The sequence below is a fragment of the Streptomyces sp. NBC_00996 genome, assembly GCF_045162675.1.
In the GTDB taxonomy this organism is placed as follows: domain Bacteria; phylum Actinomycetota; class Actinomycetes; order Streptomycetales; family Streptomycetaceae; genus Streptomyces.
Genome location: NZ_CP108723.1, coordinates 5,300,449 through 5,320,676 on the forward strand (window position 1 = coordinate 5,300,449; position 20,228 = coordinate 5,320,676).

Genomic DNA, 20,228 nt, shown 5'->3' on the forward strand with positions numbered 1-20,228 from the left:
TCACCGAGCCTGACCCGAGGTTGGCCCTTTCGGGTTCTCCTGGGCGGAATCCAATGATCATCTAGTAGGCATTGCTGCCCAGGCGCACTACGCTGCGCCCATGAGCATGCTCACTCCCCCTGGCATGGGCGGTCAGTATCGGATCACGGGGGACAAGTACCCGCGGATGCGCCGACCCAAGGGGCGCCGGAGGCTCGTGTTCCTGGTCGTCGCCTCCGTCACCGCACTAGGGCTGATCGGGTGGGGGACCCTGCAGCTCCTCGACGTCTTCACGGGCGGCGGCGACAGGGCCACGGCGGCGGGATCCAAGGGGAACTGCCCGTCCAAGGCCGGCCCGTCGGCCAAGGCATCCACGGCGTCCACAGCGACCACCGCCCTGCCGGAGCCCGGCCGGATCACGGTGAACGTCCTGAACGCCACGCCCCGCAGCGGGCTCGCCAAGGCGACCGCGGACGAGCTGAAGAAGCGCGGCTTCAAGATCGGCAAGGTGGGCAACGCGACGGACGCGTACGACAAGAAGGTGGACGGCGCCGGGGTACTGCTCGGCGCGAAGGCGGCCTTCGCGGCCGCGCTCCCCGTCCTCAACACGCAGCTCGCCGGCGCCGAACTGAAGACCGACGGCCGCGAGAAGGCCGACGAGGTCGACTTCATCATCGGCACCGGTTTCAAGTCGCTGACGAAGAAGGAGGACGCCGACAGGGCCCTGGCCGTCCTGGCCAAGCCCCGCTCAACGCCCTCCACCTCACAGAAGAGCTGCTGAAAGCCTCGTCCTGGAAGTCTCGTGGTCCGTCCTCGTAAAGGGGCTACTCGGCGGCCCCGTACATCCGGTCCCCCGCGTCTCCGAGGCCCGGCACGATGTAGCCGTGCTCGTTGAGGCGCTCGTCGACCGAGGCTGTGACGACGGTGACCGGCGTGCCCGCCAGTTCGCGCTCCATGACCTCGACGCCCTCGGGTGCGGCGAGGAGGACCACGGCGGTGACGTCGTCGGCGCCGCGCTTGATCAGCTCCTGGATCGCCGCGACGAGCGTGCCGCCGGTGGCCAGCATCGGGTCGAGAACGTACACCTGGCGCCCGGAGAGGTCGTCCGGCATGCGGGTGGCGTATGTGGAGGCCTGCAGCGTCTCCTCGTTGCGCACCATGCCCAGGAAGCCCACCTCGGCGGTCGGCAGCAGCCGGACCATGCCGTCGAGCATGCCGAGACCCGCCCGCAGGATCGGCACGACGAGGGGGCGCGGGTGGGAGAGCTTGACGCCCGTGGTCGAGGCGACCGGGGTCACGAGGTCGACCTGCTCCGTGCGCACGTCCCGCGTGGCCTCGTAGGCGAGCAGGGTGACCAGCTCGTCGGCGAGGCGCCGGAAGGTCGCGGAGTCGGTGCGCCGGTCGCGCAGGGTGGTGAGCTTATGGGCGACCAGGGGGTGGTCGACGACGTGGAGACGCATGTCGACAACAGTAGCCGGGCCCGGGGCGCCCGCCACTGCCCCGTCCGCTGCGGACAAAGGCCTTTGCCCCGCGCGACGCCGCCCGTCAAGTACCCGCCCGCCCAGTCACCCGAATGCTGGCATCAAACCGTCCGGCGGAGGGAAAGTGGGAGGGACGGACCTGGGGTGGTGTGCCTATGCGGAACCAGGAAGAGGAGTCCCCCGAGCAGGCGGAGACCGACGCCGTGCGCAGGAGGCGCCGCGCCCGGTTCCTGCGGGAACTGACCGAGGCGCGCGAGCTGCGCGACCGGGTCCAGCCCCGCCGCGCCAAGGCCGCCCGACTGCGCCACGCCATGCGCATGCGCACCTTCCGCTGGTAGCGCGCCCGCCCGGACCGACGGCGCACATGCCCCGAGCCGGTGCCCCGCCCGTACCAACCCGATCCCCCACCCGTGCCGCGCGAGCCCGTGTCTGGGCGGGGAGGTGCGTACGAGGGCCGACAGCCGCGTACGATCCGCTGTTAGCGATCAAAAGAGGCAGACACAGCAGGCCGAAGACGTCCCCTGAACGCTCTGTTTCTGCCACGATTCCGAGTGGGTGGGGCTCGGAGAAGCACTCCCCGCCCACAGCCTCCGCCGGGGGGACCCCCAACCGGCACGCCTATGACCAGTGGGAGAGTCACGGTGTACTTCGCCGCACTGCTCGCGCGCACCGAAGACGGGTGGGAAGCGAGCGACACAGAGCTCGACGATGTGGAGACCCTGTCGGATCTGACCGACCTGGCCCGTGAAGCCTCGGACGAGGACACGGTGCTCGTGCTCATCGAGCAGGAGGACGCGTGGTTCGGCGTCGTCCGCGTGGACGGCGAGGAGGACCCTCGTATCTACGTCTCGGACGCCGCCGCGGCTGCCCGCAGCTCGTACGGCGAGATCCTGCTCACGGACGAACTACTAGGACGGGAGCCCGGCGACGACGAAGCCGACCTGGACTCCCTCGACCTGGACGGCACGGAGGACGGTGAACCCGAGGACTCCGACGAGGACGAGGAGGAGACCGTGTCCGACGAGGCCGTTTCGCACAGCCCCGTCGGGGACCGCGACATCCTCGCGGACCTCGGAGTGAGCGAGAAGGAACTGCTCGCCCTGGACGAAGGCGACGCGCTCAGCACGATCGCCGACGCCCTGGGAGCGGCGGAGGTCCTGGAGACCGTCCGATAGGGCCTGGAAGTCTCCGGGGAGCTTCCGCGAGTCCCTGGAGATCTCTCACCAGGCCCTGAAGACCTTCCGCTAGGTTCCCCGGGTGAGCACGACCGAGGAAACTCCACAGCCCGATCCTGCCGATCCGGTACGCGACCGCTGGCGGGCCGCGATGCGGCTCGCCCTGGACGAGGCCCACCGGGCCGTCCGGGGCGGGGATGTTCCCGTCGGCGCCGTCGTGCTGTCCGCGGACGGTACGACGGTGCTCGCGACCGGGCACAACGAGCGCGAGGCCACCGGCGATCCGACGGCACACGCCGAGGTTCTCGCGCTGCGCCGGGCCGCCGCAGAGCTCGGCGAGTGGCGGCTGACGGGCTGCACGCTCGTCGTCACCCTGGAGCCCTGCACGATGTGCGCGGGTGCGCTCGTGCAGTCCCGGGTGGACCGGGTCGTCTACGGCGCCCGCGACGACAAGGCGGGCGCGGCCGGCTCCCTCTGGGACCTCGTACGCGACCGGCGGCTCAACCACCGGCCCGAGGTGATCGAGGGCGTCCTCGCCGGCGAGTGCGCGAGCCTGCTCACCGACTTCTTCCGCGACCGCTGATCATCGGGGCTGTTTCCGCGATCGCTGATCGTCGCCGCTGATCACCGGGGCTGCTTCCACGGCCGCTGATCGTTGATCATCCGGGTCGCCGAAACGGATTTCGGACCACGGCCCACCTTGGGGTAGGGTCTCCCTCGGTAGCGTGTCCGAGCGGCCGAAGGAGCTCGCCTCGAAAGCGAGTGTGGCGCAAGTCACCGAGGGTTCAAATCCCTCCGCTACCGCTTGAGAAGGGCCCCGTCGAGAGACGGGGCCCTTTGTGCGTCCGGCAGTCGCGTTGTGCGTCCGGCAGTCGCGCGAGTGCGCGCGAACAGTCGCCCGGGTGCGCGAAAGCCCCGGCGCCGCTCGAGCCGGGGCTTTCGCACCCGATCCCGGTGGCTCCCGCACCCCATGAGGGCGGGGGAAGCGACATCGGGGGGACAAGCCGCTTCCACCGATGGAGAAGGACCCACAAGTCCGCACCGCTGCCTCGGGGGAAGCCTGCGGCGAGACCCCGCAGTGGGGTCCGTCCCGGCCCCGCGGATTCCTGCCGATTCCGCCGGGCTCACCATCCATCCTGGGCCCGGCGGTGCCCGGATCGGCCCGACAAAAGGCCTCGACCAGCGGGCCGTTGGTCCTTAAAAGCGGCGTGAAGGTTACACTCACCGCCGGCAACAGGGGGCCCACCGGGCGCAACAGTCACAGGGAGGCCGCGATGGCGGTGAATTCGAAGAAGATCGCCGTCTACGTGCTCGTAGTCTTCGCGCTCTATGTGATCATCACGGATCCGGCCAAGGCCGCCGATTACGTCCAGATAGGGTTCGAAGGCATATCGAACGCCGCTCAGGCCATCGGAGATTTCATGACCTGGGTCGCCGACGGAGCCAAGAACTGAGCCGGAGCCCAGCCGGCACAGAGCCCGAACCGAGCCGGCACAGAGCCCGAACCGAGCCGGCACAGAGCCCGAACCGAGCCGGCGCCGAGCCGACGGGGCAGAGACAAGAACCGCACCACCAGGGAGTGTCCGTGATCCGCCATCTGGTCCTCTTCAAGCTCAACGAGGGCGTCGAGCGCGACGACCCGCGCGTGGTCGAGGGCGTAGCCGCGTTCCGCGTGCTCGGCGACCGGATCCCCGAGCTGCGCTTCTGGGAATGCGGCTGGAACATCACCGACCGGCCCATCGCGTACGACTTCGCGATCAACTCCGCCGTCGACGACATCGACGCCCTGAAGCGGTACTTGGAGCACCCTGCGCACCAGGCGGGCGTCGCGCTGTGGCGGGAGTTCGCGACCTGGGTGATCGCCGACTATCCGTTCTGACCCTTCCGGGCCACACCGTTTCGAAGCCTCTGGCCGCAACCGGCCAGAGGTTTTTTGTGCCTTACACCCCAACTCTCCCTCAACACGGCGTTATGCGGTGCTTGCACACAGTGCACATGTCTTGTGATGCTATGACCGCTTTTGACGGATGAGTTGATCACGGATGAGTTGACGGATCACAGAGGTGGAGTTGACCGTGCCGGCCAGTACTGCGCCTCAAGCACCGCCACACGAAGTCGCACCGGCAGTCGCACGGGACGTCGTGCAGGAAGTCGCGCCGGAGCGGGCCTCGCCCGAACGCCGCCGCGGTGCCGAAACCCGGGCCCTCACCCAGGTGCTCTTCGGTCAGCTCAAGACGCTGGAGCCGGGCACCCCGGAGCACAACCGCGTACGCGGGGCCCTCATCGAGGCCAACCTCCCGCTCGTCCGGTACGCGGCAGCCCGCTTCCGCAGCCGCAACGAGCCCATGGAGGACGTCGTCCAGGTCGGGACCATCGGGCTGATCAACGCCATCGACCGCTTCGACCCCGACCGGGGTGTGCAGTTCCCGACCTTCGCGATGCCGACCGTGGTCGGGGAGATCAAGCGGTACTTCCGGGACAACGTCCGCACCGTCCACGTACCGCGCCGGCTGCACGAGCTGTGGGTGCAGGTGAACAGCGCGACCGAGGACCTGACGACCGCCTTCGGGCGCTCGCCGACGACCGCCGAGATCGCCGAGCGGCTGCGCATCGGCGAGGACGAGGTGCTGTCCTGCATCGAGGCGGGCCGCTCCTACCACGCGACCTCCCTCGAAGCGGCCCAGGAGGGCGACGGGCTGCCGGGACTGCTCGACCGGCTCGGTTACGAGGACCCGGCGCTCGACGGGGTCGAACATCGCGACCTCGTACGGCATCTGCTCGTACAACTGCCCGAGCGCGAACAGCGGATCCTTCTCCTGCGCTACTACAGCAATTTGACGCAGTCACAGATCAGCGCGGAACTGGGAGTCTCCCAGATGCATGTGTCAAGGCTGCTCGCCCGCAGTTTCGCGCGTCTTCGATCCGCAAACAGGATCGAGGCGTAACCGCTGAGAGCGAATCCCCCAGCGGCGCCTTTTCCGACAGTTCCGTACTGAAAAACCGTCAGACCCCCTCTTTCCAGGGCCGATTCACCCCCTCCATGTCGACATGTCACTACAGCGTGTTGCCGACATGTGACATTCTTCCGGAAGCGCGTTTGCCGCGGCCTCGCCTCCGGTATTCAGGTGGAGGCTGCGTTCCTCCGACGGGAGCGACTGCCGCGACCGTCCGCGACCCAAAGGGGGTGGCATGTCCGCAGACCAGGGCAGCTCGAAGGTGCTCACGCTCATGAAGAGCGAGTCCGCGCCCGACGCGCTTCACGATGTCCCGGCCCTTCCGGCCCCCGACGCCGTCCCGGCCGTTCCGGCCCCCGAAGCCGTCCTCCCGGCCCCCGAATCCTCGGGCGCCATCGACACCCGCACCCTGTCCCGCTCCCTGTTCCTGCGGCTGGCCGCACTCGGCGAGAACAGCCCGGAGCGCGCCTACGTCCGGGACACGCTCATCGAGCTCAATCTCCCGCTCGTCCGGTACGCGGCCGCGCGCTTCCGCTCCCGCAACGAGCCGATGGAGGACATCGTCCAAGTCGGCACGATCGGCCTGATCAAGGCGATCGACCGCTTCGACTGCGAACGCGGCGTGGAGTTCCCGACGTTCGCGATGCCGACGGTCGTCGGCGAGATCAAGCGGTTCTTCCGCGACACCTCGTGGTCGGTGCGCGTGCCGCGCCGCCTCCAGGAACTGCGACTGGCCCTCACCAAGGCCAGCGACGAGCTCTCGCAGAAGCTGGACCGCTCCCCGACGGTCGGCGAACTCGCCGCGGTCCTGGGCGTGTCCGAGGAGGACGTGGTCGACGGCCTCGCCGTCGGTAACGCGTACACGGCCTCGTCCCTCGACTCCCCCGCCCCCGAGGACGACGGCGGCGAGGGCTCCCTCGCGGACCGCCTCGGCTACGAGGACACGGCCCTGGAGGGCGTCGAGTACCGCGAGTCCCTCAAGCCGCTGCTCGCCAAGCTGCCGCCCCGCGAGCGCCGGATCATCATGCTCCGCTTCTTCGCGAACATGACCCAGTCGCAGATCGGCGAGGAGGTCGGCATCTCGCAGATGCACGTCTCCCGGCTGCTGACCCGCACGCTCGCGCAGCTGCGGGAAGGGCTCATCTCCGACTGACCACCCCACGCAGGGTTCATAATTGACGATGCGTCAGCCACACTGGCGCGATGCGTCGAGAGTCGATACGTGGTCGCCGAGGTGCCCTTGTGGGTGCCTCGGCGGCTGTGCTGTGTCTGGGTGGCGTGCTGGCCGCGTGCGGGAGTGGCGGGGGTGGCGACGGGTACGTCGCCGTCGGGGCCGCGGGGGGTTCGCCCGGGGGACCGGGGGCGGTGGTGGCCCCCTCGGGAGACGTGTCACTGATGCCGCTCGAGGGCGGGGGTGACGCGGCCCCCGACTCCAAGGGGACGAACACTTCCGGGAGTTCGGGCTCGGGGGAGACGGCCTCGGGTCCCGGCTCCGAATCCGGTTCGGCCTCCGGAGAGACGACTTCGAGCTCCGGCGATCCGGCCGACGGAAGCGGTACGTCGACGCCCCCGTCCGGTGACGGCAACTCCGGGCGCACGAGCGGGGGTTCGAACGGTGGTTCAGGCGGGACTTCGGGGCACGCGTCCGCGACGCCGACCCCGACGGCGTCCGGGTCCACGGCGAGCCCCGGGCCCGCCGTGCTCAGCGTGGGCACCCCCTCGCGCGAGGCCACCGATCAGCGGTGGTGCGAGAAGGTGACCGTCTCGTTCCGCAACACGGGTGGTACGGCGGTGCGTTCGGGCACGGTGACCTTCGGGACGCACATCATCGGGGCGCTCGGGATCGACTGGGCGACGATCGAGTCCACCGAGGACCTTCCCGCGCCGATCACCGCCGGCACGAGGAAGGACAAGACCTGGACGGTGTGCGTCGACAGATTCTATGAGGGGTCTTTTCTTCTGGGTGCGCACATGGAGCACGACATCACGGTGACGTACCCCGGAGCAGACCCGATCTTCATCTCTCACACACGAGAGAAGGAGCGGTAACAGCCGGGGGCGACACGGCCTCCGGATCACTGCGGGCCCGCCCGGTGCGTCAACACCGGACGAGCCCTAGGGGATCACCTGACTCGGAGGTCAACCCCCATGGCCCACACCGTACCCACGCCTGCACGTCCGGACGAGCCGCTGCGCGAGTTGCTCGCGGCCGTCCTCGAAGCGCTCGACATCCCGCACCCCGCCACCGTCGGCGACAGCGAGGCGCATGACCGGATCCTGATCGACCGCGTCATGCACGCGAAGATCGCTCTCCACAGCGTCCTCACCGACGACTGCCCGCTCGGCGTCAACTGGAACGTTCAGTACCTCCGCGAGCGGCTCGCCGAGCACCCGCCCACCGGATACGTCGCCTACGACCAGGCGCGCGCCTCGCTCGCGGCCGGGAAGTCGTGGATTGAAGCCGTCCAGCCTGCGGGCGGTGAGACGCGATGAGCGCTCCCCGTACCGTCACGATCCGCACGGTCGACCACGGGCCGGTCACCATCCCGGAGCCGTCCTGGTGCGCTGGACGCCACCCGGACGGAGGCGCCCGCGTCGACATCACACACGTCGGCCCCGACCGCCCGCTGACGATCCCCACCCGCCGCGGCCCGGCCGTCCACCTGGTCACCGCGCTGGAGTCGCGCCCGTTCGTCGCCGAGTCGTTCCTGCGCGGGCCGTTCGTCGCCGTCGAGATCGGCGGCGACTGGTACGAGACCGGACTCGCCGGCCTTGAACGGATGGCGTCCGAACTGGAGGCGCACGCCGAGCAGCTGCGCGACCGAGCCCGCGGGCTCGCCGTGATCCTGGCAGGAGGTGAGGGCCGGTGAGCACTCCTCCGAAGCCGGGCAAAGCCCTGTCGGTGAAGGTCGACCCACAGCTGTATGACGACCTCGCGACGATGCTCCAGACCGGTATGACGCTGTCCGACGCGGTGCGCACCGCGGTGTCCATCGTGGCGGGCGGCTGTCGCAACGCGTGGGAGTCCGGCCGGATCCCCGAGGGCGTGATGCCCGAGGTCACCCACCTGATGGTGAAGCCGTATGACGGCTCGCGCGGCGGTCGTACGGGTGGCGCACCGCCCGTCATACGCGACGGGGGTGAGCGGAGATGACGGCCGCTGAGGAACGGCGCCTGGAGGCCGCCGAGGAGCAGCTGGTCAACCTCACACGCGAACTGCGGGCCACCCGCGCACACCTTCAGTTCCTCCGCCAGTTGCTCGCCGAGGACGACATGGAGGCGGCCGGGCCGCAGTCTTCCCGGCCGGTGCTCCGGGTCCTCGAGGGCGGCCGCAGCAGCGGCCAGCAGCACATCCACGGGACCGACCGGCACGGACTGCGCGCGGTCTGATTGCCGTACGGCGTAGCGCCCCTGGTCCGAAACGGACCAGGGGCGCCGTCGCGTCGCTGGTCGGCGAGGGTATGGCCCGTACGCGCGCGCGAGCGCTTGCAAAGGTGTCTTCTCAGGAAGACACCTTTCTGTATGGCCGTACGCGCGCGCGAGCGCTACGGCTGAACTGGTCCGTCCGGACCAGTTGTGCGGCCCGTGCGCGTGCGGGCGCGAGGAAGCCCCGGCCGCTGTCACGGGGATCGGACAGCGGCCGGGGCCGTCGAACCCGTCCCGCCGGAGTCTTGCGGAGCTCCAGCGGGACGGGCGTTCATTGTGCGGCCCTATCCCGTACGGCCGCCATGGGGGTGCGTCAGTTCGGTGTCCGCGCCAGCACCAGGGCGAGGACAGGGGCGGACACGGCCGCCACGTACAGGAAGAGGGCGGCGACCGCCTTCACGACGGGGAGCCGCTCAGCGCCTCGTGGTGGTCGCACAGGGCATTGAGGACGCGGGCCAGGCGCCGGGCGTACACCAGGGCGCCGTGTGGTCCCCCGCCGGGCTGCGCGCGGAGCTTCTCCCGCGCCTCACCCAGGCAGGCGAGCGCGCAATAGCGCGGGATGCTGTCCTTCGGGAGGCGCAAGGCCATCTGCTCCACCTCGGCGACGAGCAGCCCCACGTGCCCGCGGAGTTGGAGGGTCAGCGTGTCGAGTTCCTCGGGGGCCGGCGGCAGCGCCTCGGGGACCGCGTCCGGATCGAGGAGGCAGTTCACAGCGTCCCGCATCGCCTCAAGGTCCGGAGGCGGGGCGCCCTGGTCTTCGACGGTGGGCGGGTCAGCGGTAGCGTTCTTCACGTCGACGCTCCTTGCAGCGTTGGCCACGCCCCGGGGCCGGTCGCACGGCCGCCGGGGTCTTGAACGCCCCAACCTTCCAGCGCTGTAGAGCTGCTGACTTCCCATCCGCGGGTATCCCCATGATGGGTAGGCTGCCTCCCAGGCAGCGAGACATCAGGCGCGACGGGGCATCCCATGACCGGCTATGAACCGCCAACCGCTCTTCCGTGCACACTTCTTGACCGCGCGGACATGAGGGCCGCGATCACGGCCCACGACTTCGGCACAGTGTTCCGTCTCGCACGCGCCGAAGCGCAGATCAGCTACTCGAAGATCGCAGCCGAGTGCGACATGAAGCCGGAACGCGTCGGCCTCCTGGCGCGTGGACAGGGCAGCGTGACCACCTTCGAGAAGATCACGCGCATCGCGGACGCCCTGCGCATCCCAGGACACATGCTCGGCCTCGCCCCACGCGGCTGGGAAGCGCCGGCCCCGCTGCGCCGCGTGCTTCCCACGCCCGCCCATGCCCCCGATGCGGACGGAGATGAGTTGCGGCGCAGGGAGTTCTTCAAGGCAACGGCCGGAGCCGGGCTCATCGTCGGCCTGTCCGACCTCATCCGCCCCAGAGAGGGCGGCCGAGTCGGAAGTGACCTCCCTGAGCGGCTACGGGAACGTACGGCGCGCCTGCGTCGCCTCGATGACGTTCTCGGGGGCGGCGACACATACCCGGTCTATCTCGGCGAGTACGAGGCCACGAAGGCGCTGCTGCGCGATGCGACATACACCGAGAAGACCGGCCGCGCCCTGCTCTCGATACTCGCCGAACAGGCGCAGCAGGCCGGTTGGGCTGCGTTCGACGGCGGCAGACACCAGGATGCGACCGGGCTGTATGAGGCCAGCCACAAGGCCGCGGCCGACGCCGGGGACGCCGAGCTGGCGGGCAACGCGCTCGCTTTTCTCGCCTACCAGACCGTCGCCGGTGACCGGCAAGCCGGAATCGAGATCGCCGCCCGCTCCGTGGCAGAGGCCGGCCCGGATGCGGCCCCCGGAGTCCGCGCGCTCCTGTACGAGCGGCTCGCGTGGGCGCACGCGGTTGCCGGACGGGCCGGTGAGACAGAGCGCGCTCTCGAGTCTGCGGCGGCCGCGCTCGCCGAGGTCGACGACCTCCCGCAACCGGACTGGGTGACGTGGGTCGACGCGAATGAGCTACAGATCATGACCGGCCGGTGCTGGACGGAACTGCGCCGCCCTCTGCGGGCAGTTCCCGTCCTTGAGGCCGCTCTCGCTCGCTACGACGACGCGCACGCGCGGGACAAGAGCCTGTACCTGTCGTGGCTCGCCGACTCATATCTGACCGCCGGAGAGGTCGAGCAGGCGGCTTCCGTCACCGGCCGCGCGCTCGACCTCTCGGCCGGCCTGGCCTCCGTACGGCCCCGCGAACGCCTTGCTCCCGTCCTGCGGCGGCTCGGCGAGCACCGTGCGCTCCCTGCTGTCGCTGAGCTCTTGGACAAGGCCAGCGCCTGACCGCCGCTACTCGGCAGGCTCCGGCTTCGTGTTGGCGGCCAGCCACCGCAGGCAGGCTTCCGAACCGGCCACGATCGGTACGGCCGCGATCTCCGGGTTCTGCCAGGGGTGATGCTTGAGGAGGTGCGCCTCCAGCTCGGCGTACCGGACCTGCTGGGTCTTCAGCAGGAGCTGCCATTCCTCGCCGGTGCCAAACTCGCCGTCGTGCCAGAAGACGGAGGTCACAGGGCCGATGATCTGCGCGCCCGCGGCCAGCCTGCCTTGGACGACCGATCGGGCCAGTGCGACCGCCTGTTCACGGGTTTCCGTCGCTGTGGATACCTGCACGAAGTCAGTCATGGGCGCGAGCCTAGCCACCGGCCAGGCGCCCGTCTCCGGCCCGTGCGGCTCGCCGATGGCGCCCGGCATGCGCGGCACCCTGAGCGGCTGGGAGGCGCCGACAGGGCAGGCGCGGGAGGACACTGGGGACCGTGCTCCCCTCCACACGCACGGGCCGCGACGGGCGGCAGCTGGTCCCCACCGAACTCGCCGCGTACAGCCTCGGCCTCAAGGCGGCCAGCTTCCGCAGCTGGGCAGCGCGACGCGGCGTGACGCCAGTCGCCCACTACCGGCCCCCGGGCAAGCGCGGGCAGGCCACCGCGATGTGGGACCTCGCCGATCTCACCGACGCCATGCGCGAACAGGAGACCAACACGGCCTGAGCAGGCCGCAAGAGGCTCTCACCAGATCCGCAGCGGGCTCACGCTGTGCACGCGACCCACGGGCACGCCGCTGTTCCACGCATCCTGAACGGCCACACTGCCCGCGGCGTCCGGGGCGCAGCGGCGGTGTGCCCACCCCTGGCGGCCACGGTCGACGACCTTCGCCCCCGGCATGATGACCTTCTGGCACTCAGGGCACACCACCGGACCCAGCTCCACCCTGGGCAGCTGCTCACTCACCTGTACCCCACCTTCTGTCTGAACGCGGCCCGGTCCACGGCATCCGTGACGATGGGCTTGGTCTCGACGCGGACGATGTCCCGGATCTCCCGGTCTCCGATGAAGACGTGCACCTCGGTGCCTGCGCTGCCTGTGGCGAGGGCGTGCAGGGTGTCCCACTGCTGCTGGGTGAACACGGCGGTGGGCTCTTTGCGGCCCGTACCGTTCATCACCAGCGAGGCCCCGGTGGGCAGGTAGCCGCCGGAGTCGTACCAGTGCGGGGACTGCCGCTGCCAGAACGACCAGGCATTCGACGGAGAGCCGTACCGGGACTTGATGTAGCCGAGACCCCACCGGATCTGCGTGGCCGCGTTCGTGCGCCAGTCGGAGCCCGCAGACGCCATCTTCGATGCGGGCAGAGCCTGCGGGATGCCGTAGGCGCCACTGCTCGCGTTGGTGGCCTTGTAGTCCCACGCGGATTCGCGCTGCCAGAGCGCCTTCAGCGCGGGCCACTCGGCGGGCCCCCAGCCATACGACTTGATCGCGCCCTGTGCGAACTGCTGGGCGCTGGTGGTGGCGGAGCTGTCGCCGAGACCGATCGACCCACCAACCTTGCCCAGCCACTCCTTGCCGATGCTGATGCCGTTCTTGAACATGTTCTTCGCGGCATCGAGCGGGCTGCTGAACAGGGTCTTCGCGATTGCGTCGAGCGTGTCCTTGCCTCGAAGCATTCCATGCCACAAACCGGACATGATGTGCCCGCCGTACACCATCATCTTCTTGGACGGTGAGCCGATCTTGAACACGTCGATGATCGCGTCGGTGATCTTCTTGAAGATCTTCCCGGCCCAGTCCGTGAAGCTGTTGCCCTTCGCCTTCAGCCAGTCCCAAGTTCCTGAAACCAGGCCCGAGATCATGGACTTGCCCTTGCCGGTCAGCCACGTGCCCGCGTACTTGAAGGCGCCCTTGACCGGGCTGATGACGTTCTTGCCCAGCCAGCCGCCGATGCCCTTGGCGCCCTCGGTGACGCCGGACTTCAGACCGCCGACGAAACCCTTGCCCCTCGAATACAGCCACGATCCGGCGCCCTTGAAGGCATCCACAGCAGGCTTCCCGGCAGTCCGCCACGCCCATGAGCCGATGCCTTTGGCCTTGCTGGCGATGCCCCGGATGAGGCCGCCGACGAACTCGCCGCCGCGCTTGACGAGCCAGCCGCCCGCGCGGGCGAAGGGCTTGACGATCCAACCGATCACCCGGCCTGCGACCTGGCCGATGCCTTCGGCGCCCTTGAGGAAGCCGGGCCCGATGCCCTTGGCGATGCGCTCGGCGGCGCCGCCGAGCCGCCCGCCATAGCCGATGATCTTCAGGACGATGTCATCGAACTTGCCGCTGAGCGCCGACTTGAGGCCGGGGAAGATGTGTTCGAGGCCGCCGAGGAAGCCGCGGCCGATCGCGCCGAGCAACTTGCCCGCGCCGCTGACCAGGCCCTTCGATGCCTTCGTGAAGGCATCGAATCCCCAGGACAGTAGCTTGCCCGCGAACGGGATCTTGCCGAGGGTCTTGCTGATGGCGCCGGCCCACTTGGCGGGCAAGAACGCCACGAACAGGACGGCGAGCGCCACGTCTTGCCAATGCTGGCCGATGCCCTTGAGCAAGCCGGCGAAGTCGAAATTAAGTAGGCCGACGATGAAGCCAGCCATCAGCGAGGGAACGAACTTGCCGACGCTGATACCGACACCAACCCAGTCGATCTTTCCGAGGAACTTGCCGAACGCCTCGGTCAGCTTCACGGCGCCCTTCGCAGCCACTCCGACGGCCTTCGCCAGACCGGAGCCGATGCTCCCGCCGAGCTCACCCCAGTCGATGCCAGAGATGCCGCCGCTGATCGCGTTTCGGATCTGCTGCCCGATCTGCGTCGCCTGCGACGTCGGCATCACCATGGGCGCCTTGTCGAAGCGCGGCGTAGCCACGTTGACCGTGCCCTTGCCTGCCAGCCCGGAGAAGAAGTCACCCACAGCAGTCTTGGCGTCGGCAAACTTCTTCTTCAGGTCACCGAGCGGAACCATGTCCGTGACCTTGTCGCGGAAGCCCTTGATCGCGGGCAAGGCGTGCTCGTCGACGAAGCCGGTGAGACCCCGGGTGGCAGTGGTGACGCCCTCGACCGCGCCGGTGGCGAGCTTGAGGATGCCGAGATCACCGATCTCGATCATCAGGCCTTCCCAGGCGCTCTTGAGCGAGACCAACTGGCCCTGAAGGCCCTCCATCTGGATCTTCGCGATGCGGTCGGCGGTGCCGCCCGCATGCTCCAGCTGCCCCGTCAGCTTCCGCAGCGCGGGCGCGCCCTGGTCGATCAGGGCGGCCATCGCGGGGCCCGCCCGCTGACCGAAGATCGTCATCAGGTCGGAGGTGCTGGCGCCCTTCTTGCCGAGCTGCTCGATGATGTCCGCCAGCGGCAGCATCTTGCCGTGGGCGTCCGTCACCTTCACGCCGAGCTTGTCCAGCGCGCCCTGGATCTTGTCCGTCGGCGCGAGCAGCCGGGAGATCGATCCCCGCAGCGAGGTGCCCGCCATCGACGCCTGGATACCGGCGTTGCCCATGAGGCCGATCGCCGCCGCGGATTCCTCGAACTTCAGGCCGGCGCTGTGGGCGACGGGCCCGGCGTACTTCATCGCCTCGCCGAGCTGCTCGAGGTTGGTGTTCGTCGAGGTGAAGGTCTTCGCGAGGATGTCGACGACCTTGTTGGTGTCCTTCGCCTTGAAGCCGTAGCCGGTGAGGATGTTCGAGGCGATGTCCGCGGACTGCGCGAGGTCCATGTTCCCGGCAGAGGCCAGCGACAGCACGCCGGGCATCGCCGAAAGGATGTCCTTGGCCTTGAAGCCCGCCATCGCGAGAAATCCCATGCCATCCGCGGCCTGGCTCGCGCTGAACTTCGTGGTCTTGCCCAGGTCCTTGGCTTCGTTGCGAAGGTCCTGGAAATCCTTGCCCGTCGCCCCGGACACGGCCCGAACCTGGTTCATGCTCTTTTCGAAGTCGCCGGACGCCTTCAGCGAGGCGAACGCGAGCCCCCCAGCGGCGACAGAGCCGACCTTGAAGCCGGTAGCGAGCGCGGCGCCGACCTTGCTGCCCTGGTGGGACAGGCGGGTGGCCGCACCGCCGACCTGCGCGAAGGTGCGGGATGCCCGGTCGCGGGCGATCAAGTCCCAGACGACAGAGGTGCGGGAGCTGCCCATCAGCCACACCCCCAGACGTCGGCCCGCACATGCCGAACCGTCTCCGTTACGGCAGCACGATGTGCCGTTACGCCGTTACGCCAACCCGTAAAACACCAGGTCAGATGTGTGGTGGGGGGTCCGTACCGTGACACGGAAGAGCAACGACGGAATTGCTGATCACTTCCGCACCCTTGCCCCCTCACCTGCGGGGGCATCCCAAAAGATGTCGAGGAAAGGGGAGTTGGGGCGTTGACGCCACCCTGCCGTAGCAGGATGATGGAATCAGAGGCAGAACAGGGCCCCCGGGAACGGAACCTCGACCGGAGCGAGCCGAACGCCTCATAACCCCAGATCAGTTCTGCGGCCCTCCTGGAAATATCCAGGGGGGCTCTGTTACGTGACCAAAAAAGCCAGGGAGAGAAATCCTGAATGGGGGCGGGGTCAGGGTGCTCCATGACCACGTGCCGGACCCGCCCCCCTACCCCTCCGCTTCCACGGCTCTGACCTGCGACGATGCATGATCGCGTGTGGCTGGAGGTGCGAACCGCAGCCGAGTGGTCTGGAGCGTCCGGATCGGCTGCGGCTCGCGTACGGCGCAGGTCTGGCTCGGGCCGGAAGGTCCGTCGTGGCCAGCCTTGGCGGGGTTCGCTACCCGCGTTGACGCCGTGCTTGGGGGTGAGGGTGCCGCTCATGGTGGTCACCAGCCGCGCAGGCGGTAGTGGGCTTCTGCCTCGTCGATGGCTTGGTCGCGTAGGTCGCGGGCGCGGCTGTACTCAGCGTTGAGGCGGTCGCGTTCGCCGAGGAGGATGGCGATACGTGCGGCTTCGCCTGGGGTGGGGTACGGGCCGGCTTGGGTGCGGGCGTCACGCCACGCCTGGTCGGCCTGTTCCCAGTGGGCGTTGATCTCCTCAATGCGCTCTTCCCAGTGGCCGGCGCGCGCGAGGGGATCGATGCCGCTGCCGGGCTGGTGGGCCAGGTCCTGGGTCCGGTGCTGCTGCCGGACGGCCTTGATGTGGAGGCCCTCGAGAATGCGGGCCCGTTCAGATGGCGTGTGCCCCACGGTTGGCTTGACAAGGCGTGTGCGTCGACGCGTGGCGCGTGCCGCTGGGCATGCACATCGAGACGCGGGACGTGTCCGTCCGGTGGAAGTAGCGCTTCGCCCCGCACCCAGAGCCGTACGGCTTCGCTCCGCCGTGGTCACCTGAGCGCGAGCCGAGCCGCTCGCCGGACTTACTTGAGCGCGAGCCAAGCCACCGCGGCCACGACCACCACAGCGACGACGACGCCGACGATCAGACCGATACGCGGCCCCGCGGGGGCGGCCGCCTGCTGCTGCTGTCGGCCCTGGGGGGCCTCGTCCACGAACGCACGGAACATCTGGGTGCTACCCGCGGGGTCGTAGTTGCCCTCGGGGCCCTGGGTGTTTGCCATGGAGCAGGACACTAGCGAATGCGCCGGGACTGCCCAAGTGCGGGGGCCACTGGGACTCGGTGATCCCGACCGCGGCTTCCCAGCGATCTCCCCGCCAGGCCGCCCCTCCCACCTGCAGGTTTACATTTGCCAATACTTGCCTTTGCCAAGTTTTTAGCCCCGCATGCTCTTTTTAGTTTGCCTGCGGCAACCAACTGTATTTATGGTTGCCCTAAGCAACGAATACGGGAGGTGTGTGATGGCCGAGCAGGCGCAGTACGAGGAGCTGGCTCGTCAGCTCAGCGCCATCGGTGCCGTGAAGCGGGACATGGGGCGGATCCTGCCGCCCGACTGCCCCGGAGGCTCCGCTGCCGTGCTGACGCTGCTCGGCCGGTACGGCGAGATGCGGATGAGCAGGCTCGCCGAGTTGCTCTCCGTGGACATGTCCGTGACCAGCCGCCATGTCGCGCACGTCGCGGACCGGGGCTGGATCGAACGGTCCCCCGACCCGGCCGACAAGCGCTCACGCATCCTGCACCTGACCGCCGCGGGCCAGGAGCAGCTCGACGAGCTCTCCCGACGCACGACGCGGCTCCTCGCCGACCGGCTGAGCGACTGGTCCGACCACGAGGTCGGGCTGCTCATCGCGCTCATGGGCCGGCTGCGGGAGAGCTTCGGCGACTGCCGTGCCACACCGCGGCCGCCCCACCCGCACCCGTATGCGACAGCGCATCCCGAACCGACCACCCGTACACCCGCTTAAGCACGTAAGAAAAGGAAGCCCATGGCAACGACCACACCAGCCGGTGTGCGGGGCTCTCACGCCAAGCACGGAGGCGCCGCCGACGGCGCTCCGATGACGCACCGGCAGATCATGGAGGCGCTCTCCGGGCTGCTGCTCGGCATGTTCGTCGCGATCCTGTCGTCGACGATCGTCACCAACGCCCTCCCCCGCATCATCGGCGACCTGGGCGGCGGCCAGTCCGCCTACACCTGGGTCGTCACCGCCTCGCTGCTCGCCATGACGGCGACCACACCCCTGTGGGGCAAGCTCTCCGACCTGTACAGCAAGAAGGCGCTTGTACAGATAGCACTGATCATCTACGTGCTGGGGTCGGCCGCCGCGGGTCTGTCCCAGAACCCCGGCATGCTCATCGCCTGCCGTGTCGTGCAGGGCATCGGCGTCGGCGGTCTGTCCGCCCTCGCGCAGATCGTGATGGCCGCGATGATCTCCCCGCGTGAGCGCGGGCGCTACTCCGGCTACCTCGGCGCGACCTTCGCCGTCGCAACCGTCGGCGGCCCGCTGCTCGGCGGTGTCATCACCGACACCTCGTGGCTCGGCTGGCGCTGGTGCTTCTACGTCGGTGTGCCGTTCGCGGTCATCGCGCTGATCGTGCTGCAGAAGACCCTGCACCTGCCCGTGGTGAAGAGGGATGTGAAGGTCGACTGGGGCGGCGCGTTCTTCATCTCCGCCGCGGTCTCCCTGCTGCTCCTGTGGGTCACCTTCGCCGGTGACAAGTACGACTGGATCTCGTGGCAGACGTACGCGATGGTCGGCGGCGCGGTCGTCCTCGGGCTGCTGTTCATCCTGGTCGAGTCCAAGGCGAGCGAGCCGATCATCCCGCTGCGGCTGTTCCGCAACCGCACCATCACCCTCTCCTCTCTCGCGTCGCTCTTCGTGGGTGTCGCGATGTTCACCGGCACTGTCTTCTTCAGCCAGTACTTCCAGCTGGCCCGCGACAAGTCCCCGACGATGTCGGGCGTCATGACGATCCCGATGATCGGCGGCCTGTTCATCTCCTCCACGGTCTCCGGCCAGATCATCACCAAGACCGGCCGGTGGAAGTACTGGCTGGTCGCCGGTGGCGCCCTGGTGACCGCGGGCCTGGGCCTGCTCGGCACGATCCGCTCCGACACGACGTACTGGCACATCGCGATCTTCATGGCGCTGCTGGGCCTCGGCATCGGCATGATGATGCAGAACCTGGTGCTGTCCACGCAGAACCAGGTGGCCCCGTCCGACCTCGGCGCGGCCAGCTCCACGGTGACGTTCTTCCGTTCTCTCGGCGGTGCGATCGGCGTCTCCGCGCTCGGCGCGGTCATGGCCAACCGGATCACCGACTACGTCAAGGACGGTCTGACCGACCTCGGCCCCAAGTACGCCAAGCTGGCGTCCGGTTCCGGCTCCAGCAGCATCCCGGACATGGACAAGCTGCCCAAGCCGCTGCGCACCGTGATGGAGAGCGCGTACGGCCACGGCATCGCGGACGTCTTCCTGATCGCCGCCGGCATGGCGCTGATCGCCTTCCTCATCGTGCTGTTCATCAAGGAGGTCCCGCTGCGCACCTCGGGCGCGCTGGCCCAGGCCGCGGAGGCCAAGGCGGAGGTCGCTGCTCCGGCCGTCGCCGAGACCCCGGCCGCCGTCGAGGAGAGGGTCCCGAGCTGGGCCGTCGCCGTCACCGAGACGGGCCCCCAGGGAACGCAGCCGTTGGCGGCAGTCGCCACGGCGACGAAGGAGAGCGCCCCGATGCCCTTGTCCGGCGGAATCCCGGTACGCGGTCACGTCCGCGGCGCCGAGAGCGCGCCCGTGCCGCAGGCCGCGGTCACGCTGATCTCGCTCGCGGGACGGCAGCTGGGCCGCTCGGTCGCGCAGGCCGACGGTTCCTACGCGGTGGACGCGCCCGGCGTCGGGTCGTACGTCCTGATCGCCTCCGCCGACGGCTTCCAGCCGCAGGCCTCGACGATCGTCGTGAACGACGAGCCGGTCGCGTACGACATCCTGCTGAGCGGCACGAGCGGGCTGAGCGGTGTCGTCCGGGCCGCCGCCTTCGGCACCCCGGTCAAGGACGCCATGGTCATCGTGACCGACGTCCGCGGTGACGTGCTGGCCACCGGGACCACCGGTGAGCAGGGCGAATTCACCTTCGCCGAACTGGTGCCGGGTGTCATGACGGTCGCGGTGAACGCCGCGGGTCACCGGCCGCGGGCCCTGCCCGTCGAGGTCGGCGGCGCCGGAGTCACCCGCATCGAGGTCGAACTCGACTCGGGCGCCCAGGTCCAGGGTGTCGTACGGGCACCGTACGGCCCCCTCGCGGACGCCCGCGTGACGCTGGTGGACGCGGCGGGCAACGTGATCGGCACGGCCAGGACCGGCACGGACGGCGCGTACGCCTTCACCGACCTGGACACCGGCGAGTACACGGTCATCGCGACGGGCTACCCGCCGGTGGCGACGGCCCTGACCGTGGGCGGCCGCGGCGTCGACGACCACGACATCGACCTCGCCCACCCCGGCGAGTAGTCCGAGCCCCGGCCCGTGGGGACGCGCGCACTCTGAGCGGAGGTGCGCCCCCCACGGGCCGGTTTCATTGCGACC

General features: G+C 69.2%; 24 protein-coding genes and 1 tRNA gene. 18 read left to right on the forward strand and 7 right to left on the reverse strand.

The window, feature by feature from the left end:
* Positions 1-100 precede the first annotated feature (100 nt).
* A complete protein-coding gene (locus OG390_RS24970) occupies positions 101-760 on the forward strand; it encodes a LytR C-terminal domain-containing protein (protein WP_406171180.1) in 660 nt (219 codons plus the stop codon).
* 43 nt (positions 761-803) lie between these two features.
* Here the strand turns inward: OG390_RS24970 and upp are convergent, their stop codons facing one another.
* Entirely contained in the window at positions 804-1,439 is a 636-nt protein-coding gene (gene upp, locus OG390_RS24975; RefSeq protein WP_399082818.1) for a uracil phosphoribosyltransferase, read from the reverse strand.
* A gap of 176 nt (positions 1,440-1,615) precedes the next feature.
* Between upp and OG390_RS24980 the strand changes: the two genes are divergently transcribed.
* The 13 genes from OG390_RS24980 (at position 1,616) to OG390_RS25040 (ending at position 8,979) form a co-directional block, all read left to right on the forward strand.
* On the forward strand, positions 1,616-1,798 hold the full coding sequence (locus tag OG390_RS24980) for a hypothetical protein (protein ID WP_406171182.1): 183 nt from the start codon (positions 1,616-1,618) through the stop codon (positions 1,796-1,798).
* Between the two features lie 303 nt (positions 1,799-2,101).
* Complete coding sequence (locus OG390_RS24985; protein WP_406177843.1) at positions 2,102-2,635, forward strand: hypothetical protein; 534 nt, start codon at positions 2,102-2,104, stop codon at positions 2,633-2,635.
* Positions 2,636-2,786: 151 nt separating this feature from the next.
* Positions 2,787-3,218, forward strand: a complete 432-nt coding sequence (gene tadA, locus OG390_RS24990; protein WP_406177845.1) for a tRNA adenosine(34) deaminase TadA — start codon at positions 2,787-2,789, stop codon at positions 3,216-3,218.
* Positions 3,219-3,354: 136 nt separating this feature from the next.
* Positions 3,355-3,439: transfer RNA gene (locus OG390_RS24995), tRNA-Ser, on the forward strand.
* Between the two features lie 470 nt (positions 3,440-3,909).
* Complete coding sequence (locus tag OG390_RS25000; RefSeq protein WP_327429955.1) at positions 3,910-4,089, forward strand: hypothetical protein; 180 nt, start codon at positions 3,910-3,912, stop codon at positions 4,087-4,089.
* A gap of 131 nt (positions 4,090-4,220) precedes the next feature.
* Positions 4,221-4,514 (forward strand): Dabb family protein, encoded by a 294-nt coding sequence (locus OG390_RS25005; RefSeq protein WP_406171184.1) that lies wholly within the window; start codon positions 4,221-4,223, stop codon positions 4,512-4,514.
* 196 nt (positions 4,515-4,710) lie between these two features.
* Entirely contained in the window at positions 4,711-5,580 is an 870-nt protein-coding gene (locus OG390_RS25010; RefSeq protein ID WP_406171186.1) for an RNA polymerase sigma factor SigF, read from the forward strand.
* Positions 5,581-5,824: 244 nt separating this feature from the next.
* A complete protein-coding gene (locus tag OG390_RS25015) occupies positions 5,825-6,742 on the forward strand; it encodes an RNA polymerase sigma factor SigF (protein WP_406171188.1) in 918 nt (305 codons plus the stop codon).
* A gap of 242 nt (positions 6,743-6,984) precedes the next feature.
* Positions 6,985-7,638, forward strand: a complete 654-nt coding sequence (locus OG390_RS25020; RefSeq protein WP_406171190.1) for a hypothetical protein — start codon at positions 6,985-6,987, stop codon at positions 7,636-7,638.
* A gap of 99 nt (positions 7,639-7,737) precedes the next feature.
* Positions 7,738-8,082 carry a hypothetical protein gene (locus tag OG390_RS25025; protein ID WP_406171191.1) on the forward strand — a complete coding sequence of 115 codons (345 nt, stop codon included), beginning with the start codon at positions 7,738-7,740 and terminating at the stop codon, positions 8,080-8,082.
* Positions 8,079-8,459, forward strand: a complete 381-nt coding sequence (locus OG390_RS25030; RefSeq protein WP_406171193.1) for a DUF6907 domain-containing protein — start codon at positions 8,079-8,081, stop codon at positions 8,457-8,459. Before OG390_RS25025 ends, OG390_RS25030 begins: the two co-directional genes overlap by 4 nt.
* The gene (locus OG390_RS25035) at positions 8,456-8,743 is read left to right on the forward strand and encodes a hypothetical protein (RefSeq protein ID WP_406171195.1); all 288 of its coding nucleotides are present in this window, start codon (positions 8,456-8,458) and stop codon (positions 8,741-8,743) included. Before OG390_RS25030 ends, OG390_RS25035 begins: the two co-directional genes overlap by 4 nt.
* Positions 8,740-8,979: a hypothetical protein gene (locus OG390_RS25040; RefSeq protein WP_406171196.1), complete on the forward strand. Its 240-nt coding sequence runs from the start codon at positions 8,740-8,742 to the stop codon at positions 8,977-8,979. The genes OG390_RS25035 and OG390_RS25040 overlap by 4 nt, the downstream gene beginning before the upstream one ends.
* Before the next feature lie 432 nt (positions 8,980-9,411).
* Here the strand turns inward: OG390_RS25040 and OG390_RS25045 are convergent, their stop codons facing one another.
* The gene (locus tag OG390_RS25045; RefSeq protein WP_406171198.1) at positions 9,412-9,807 is read right to left on the reverse strand and encodes a DUF6415 family natural product biosynthesis protein; all 396 of its coding nucleotides are present in this window, start codon (positions 9,805-9,807) and stop codon (positions 9,412-9,414) included.
* A 231-nt stretch (positions 9,808-10,038) separates the two neighbouring features.
* Between OG390_RS25045 and OG390_RS25050 the strand changes: the two genes are divergently transcribed.
* Positions 10,039-11,310 (forward strand): XRE family transcriptional regulator, encoded by a 1,272-nt coding sequence (locus tag OG390_RS25050; protein ID WP_406171200.1) that lies wholly within the window; start codon positions 10,039-10,041, stop codon positions 11,308-11,310.
* 6 nt (positions 11,311-11,316) lie between these two features.
* Here the strand turns inward: OG390_RS25050 and cutA are convergent, their stop codons facing one another.
* Positions 11,317-11,649: a divalent-cation tolerance protein CutA gene (cutA, locus tag OG390_RS25055; protein ID WP_406171202.1), complete on the reverse strand. Its 333-nt coding sequence runs from the start codon at positions 11,647-11,649 to the stop codon at positions 11,317-11,319.
* A gap of 131 nt (positions 11,650-11,780) precedes the next feature.
* On the opposite strand from cutA, the gene OG390_RS25060 reads away from it, so the two are divergent.
* Complete coding sequence (locus tag OG390_RS25060) at positions 11,781-12,011, forward strand: hypothetical protein (protein ID WP_406171203.1); 231 nt, start codon at positions 11,781-11,783, stop codon at positions 12,009-12,011.
* A gap of 18 nt (positions 12,012-12,029) precedes the next feature.
* Here OG390_RS25060 and OG390_RS25065 read toward each other — a convergent pair whose 3' ends face one another.
* From OG390_RS25065 to OG390_RS25080, 4 genes are all read right to left on the reverse strand, one after another.
* Positions 12,030-12,251 carry a hypothetical protein gene (locus tag OG390_RS25065; RefSeq protein ID WP_406171205.1) on the reverse strand — a complete coding sequence of 74 codons (222 nt, stop codon included), beginning with the start codon at positions 12,249-12,251 and terminating at the stop codon, positions 12,030-12,032.
* The gene (locus tag OG390_RS25070) at positions 12,248-15,460 is read right to left on the reverse strand and encodes a phage tail tape measure protein (protein ID WP_406171207.1); all 3,213 of its coding nucleotides are present in this window, start codon (positions 15,458-15,460) and stop codon (positions 12,248-12,250) included. The genes OG390_RS25065 and OG390_RS25070 overlap by 4 nt, the downstream gene beginning before the upstream one ends.
* 679 nt (positions 15,461-16,139) lie before the next feature.
* Positions 16,140-16,502, reverse strand: a complete 363-nt coding sequence (locus OG390_RS25075; protein WP_406171209.1) for a hypothetical protein — start codon at positions 16,500-16,502, stop codon at positions 16,140-16,142.
* Positions 16,503-16,672: 170 nt separating this feature from the next.
* Positions 16,673-16,873, reverse strand: a complete 201-nt coding sequence (locus OG390_RS25080) for a hypothetical protein (RefSeq protein ID WP_406171211.1) — start codon at positions 16,871-16,873, stop codon at positions 16,673-16,675.
* Positions 16,874-17,111: 238 nt separating this feature from the next.
* Between OG390_RS25080 and OG390_RS25085 the strand changes: the two genes are divergently transcribed.
* On the forward strand, positions 17,112-17,615 hold the full coding sequence (locus OG390_RS25085; protein ID WP_406171213.1) for a MarR family winged helix-turn-helix transcriptional regulator: 504 nt from the start codon (positions 17,112-17,114) through the stop codon (positions 17,613-17,615).
* 21 nt (positions 17,616-17,636) lie between these two features.
* On the forward strand, positions 17,637-20,153 hold the full coding sequence (locus OG390_RS25090) for an MFS transporter (protein WP_406171215.1): 2,517 nt from the start codon (positions 17,637-17,639) through the stop codon (positions 20,151-20,153).
* The last annotated feature ends 75 nt before the right edge of the window (positions 20,154-20,228 follow it).

What these genes read in the sequence shown, in the direction of transcription:
- OG390_RS24970 (WP_406171180.1), top strand. Translation starts at nt 101, where the DNA reads ATGAGCATGCTCACTCCCCCTGGCATGGGCGGTCAGTATCGGATCACG.
- upp (WP_399082818.1), bottom strand. Translation starts at nt 1,439, where the DNA reads ATGCGTCTCCACGTCGTCGACCACCCCCTGGTCGCCCATAAGCTCACC.
- OG390_RS24980 (WP_406171182.1), top strand. Translation starts at nt 1,616, where the DNA reads ATGCGGAACCAGGAAGAGGAGTCCCCCGAGCAGGCGGAGACCGACGCC.
- tadA (WP_406177845.1), top strand. Translation starts at nt 2,787, where the DNA reads ATGCGGCTCGCCCTGGACGAGGCCCACCGGGCCGTCCGGGGCGGGGAT.
- OG390_RS25000 (WP_327429955.1), top strand. Translation starts at nt 3,910, where the DNA reads ATGGCGGTGAATTCGAAGAAGATCGCCGTCTACGTGCTCGTAGTCTTC.
- OG390_RS25015 (WP_406171188.1), top strand. Translation starts at nt 5,825, where the DNA reads ATGTCCGCAGACCAGGGCAGCTCGAAGGTGCTCACGCTCATGAAGAGC.
- OG390_RS25020 (WP_406171190.1), top strand. Translation starts at nt 6,985, where the DNA reads ATGCCGCTCGAGGGCGGGGGTGACGCGGCCCCCGACTCCAAGGGGACG.
- OG390_RS25025 (WP_406171191.1), top strand. Translation starts at nt 7,738, where the DNA reads ATGGCCCACACCGTACCCACGCCTGCACGTCCGGACGAGCCGCTGCGC.
- OG390_RS25030 (WP_406171193.1), top strand. Translation starts at nt 8,079, where the DNA reads ATGAGCGCTCCCCGTACCGTCACGATCCGCACGGTCGACCACGGGCCG.
- OG390_RS25040 (WP_406171196.1), top strand. Translation starts at nt 8,740, where the DNA reads ATGACGGCCGCTGAGGAACGGCGCCTGGAGGCCGCCGAGGAGCAGCTG.
- OG390_RS25050 (WP_406171200.1), top strand. Translation starts at nt 10,039, where the DNA reads ATGAGGGCCGCGATCACGGCCCACGACTTCGGCACAGTGTTCCGTCTC.
- cutA (WP_406171202.1), bottom strand. Translation starts at nt 11,649, where the DNA reads ATGACTGACTTCGTGCAGGTATCCACAGCGACGGAAACCCGTGAACAG.
- OG390_RS25070 (WP_406171207.1), bottom strand. Translation starts at nt 15,460, where the DNA reads ATGGGCAGCTCCCGCACCTCTGTCGTCTGGGACTTGATCGCCCGCGAC.
- OG390_RS25080 (WP_406171211.1), bottom strand. Translation starts at nt 16,873, where the DNA reads ATGGCAAACACCCAGGGCCCCGAGGGCAACTACGACCCCGCGGGTAGC.
- OG390_RS25085 (WP_406171213.1), top strand. Translation starts at nt 17,112, where the DNA reads ATGGCCGAGCAGGCGCAGTACGAGGAGCTGGCTCGTCAGCTCAGCGCC.
- OG390_RS25090 (WP_406171215.1), top strand. Translation starts at nt 17,637, where the DNA reads ATGGCAACGACCACACCAGCCGGTGTGCGGGGCTCTCACGCCAAGCAC.